Source organism: Ureibacillus massiliensis 4400831 = CIP 108448 = CCUG 49529 (assembly GCF_000772965.1).
Classification (GTDB): Bacteria; Bacillota; Bacilli; order Bacillales_A; family Planococcaceae; genus Ureibacillus; species Ureibacillus massiliensis.
Genome location: NZ_JPVQ01000095.1, coordinates 1 through 2,496, shown reverse-complemented (window position 1 = coordinate 2,496; position 2,496 = coordinate 1). Strand labels below are relative to the sequence as shown.

General features: G+C 33.9%; 2 protein-coding genes. Both read left to right on the top strand.

Annotation, left to right across the window (positions count from 1 at the left end):
* The first annotated feature begins 274 nt into the window (after positions 1-274).
* Entirely contained in the window at positions 275-1,636 is a 1,362-nt protein-coding gene (locus CD30_RS18830) for an aspartate kinase (RefSeq protein ID WP_036180643.1), read from the top strand.
* Between the two features lie 215 nt (positions 1,637-1,851).
* Positions 1,852-2,394, top strand: a complete 543-nt coding sequence (locus CD30_RS18825) for a DoxX family protein (RefSeq protein ID WP_036180640.1) — start codon at positions 1,852-1,854, stop codon at positions 2,392-2,394.
* Positions 2,395-2,496 lie beyond the last annotated feature (102 nt).

Here is a 2,496-nt window from a genome sequence, read left to right as displayed (position 1 = left end):
ATACAAAGTAACGGAAATAGTAAAATCGTGTACATTCAATATTGAATGTATGCGGTTTTATTTTCAGTTAGGTTGCTGTCACTTGGGCAAAAATGCTATCCTAAACAAATAAACGACATATAATAGACTGTATTTAAAAAGTCTATTATAATGATTGGTAATTTTTATTGTTTTTATTTAAATACTATTGACGTAAGTTATGAATATTTGTACACTGTGATAAGTCAAATGTTTTTGTGGAAAATACAATTTTGAAAAGTAAGGATTTGGTGAAATGATAGTATGTAAATTTGGTGGTACTTCCGTTGCGAATGCTGAACAAATAAGAAAAGTCGCAAACATTGTGAAATCTAATCCTGAAAGACGAATAGTCGCAGTGTCTGCACCAGGTAAACGTTTCAGTGATGATATTAAAGTAACGGATCTTTTAATAGATCTAGCTAACGCGGCATTAAAAAACGGCGATGTTGAAGGGAAACTTCAAAAAGTTGTTAATCGATATAAAGAAATAATAGATGACCTTGAAATAGATCAAACAATTTGCGATATCATAGCACAAGATTTGCAAGAACGTGTAAATTTCGATAAAGCAAATGTTGATTTATTTGTTGATAATTTAAAAGCTAGTGGTGAAGATAACAATGCCAAATTAATCGCAGCTTACTTTAACTCAATTGGCTTAAAAGCGAAGTATGTAAGTCCTAAAGAAGGCTTAGTAGTCAATGATTTTCCAGAAAGAACATTCGCATTACCAGAAGCATATGAAAATTTAAGCAAGCTAAGAGACTGTGAAGAAATAGTTGTATTCCCGGGCTTCTTTGGTTATACAAAGGACGGAACTCTTCGTACATTCGATCGTGGAGGATCAGATATTACGGGTTCCATTTTAGCGGCAGCTGTGAAAGCTGTACTATATGAAAACTTTACAGATGTAGATTGTGTATTTAGCGCAAATCCAAAAGTTGTGAACGATCCTGTAGGTATTAAAGAAATAACTTATCGAGAAATGCGTGAACTATCCTATTCTGGATTCTCCGTTTTCCATGATGAAGCATTGATGCCTGTATATAAACTAGGCATTCCGGTAACGATAAAAAATACAAATAATCCGTCAGCACCAGGTACGAAAATTTTACCAACTAGAACCTTGAATAGCCGACCAGTAACTGGTATCTCAGCTGATAGTGGTTTTTCAACTTTGTATGTTTCAAAATACTTAATGAATCGAGAAATTGGTTTCGGACGTAAACTTCTACAAATTATTGAAGAAGAACATATTTCTTATGAGCATACGCCGTCAGGATTAGATGATATTTCTGTAATTATACGTTCTCATCAATTAACACCAGAAGCAGAAGAACGTATTACAAAAAGAATTAAAGAAGAGTTACAAGCTGATGATGTTTATTTCCGTCATGGCTTTTCAATGATTGTTATTGTTGGAGAAGGTATGAGAAATAATACAGGCTTAGCTGCAAGAGCTGCCTCGGCAATCTCCAGTACTGGTGCCAACATAGAAATGATTAATCAAGGCCCTTCAGAAGTAAGTTTAGTATTTGGTGTCCTTTCAGATAAAGAAAACCAAATATTACGTGCTTTATATGAAGAATTTTTTTCTCCCATATCCGTTTACTAATAAATAGTTCCCGCTCTGTATGATATTTAATTCATACAGAGTTTTTATTTTATCGAGAAATGGTAAGAAAGCGACATGTTTACTACGCATAGTATTTTTAAGTAATAAATTGAACAAATTGTTACAATCCATTATAAGTTCACCCTTTTCTTAACATTTGTATAGAAAATACTTTCCAGTAATAGCTATAATAAATTAGGAAAGAGGTGGTATTTTTGGAGAAAAAGGAAGTTATTTATGTTCCAGAAAATCCTGTATCACAATTTTTGTTCAATGATACACGGTCAGGTGTTTTTTGGTTATTCGTACGCATTTATTTAGGCTGGGTTTGGTTAAATTCAGGCTGGGGTAAAGTTTGGAACGAAAATTGGACAGGCGAAAATGCAGGTGGTGCCATAACAGGCTTTGTACAAGGTGCTCTTGCAAAGTCGATGGAAACAGCGGATGTAACTGGTTGGTATGCATCTTTTCTAGAAAGCTTCGTTTTACCGAATGCTAAATTATTTTCATACATGGTATCTATCGGCGAAGTGCTTGTTGGATTGGGTTTAATCTTTGGCTTACTAACAGGGATTGCTGCATTTTTCGGGACTTTCATGAATGTAAGCTTTTTATTCGCTGGCACTCTTAGTACAAATCCTTTATTATTTATACTTGGTACTTGGTTAGTACTTGCATGGAAAGTTGCTGGATGGTATGGACTAGATCGATGGATATTACCTAGACTCGGAACACCGTGGGGTAAGCTTTCGAAATGATAAATACTAAAAATACATAGAAAGAAAACTATGCATGTTTTTCAATGCATAGTTTTTTTATTGTTAAGGAAATTATAAAATTTCGCTTTGTGGATAACTTTT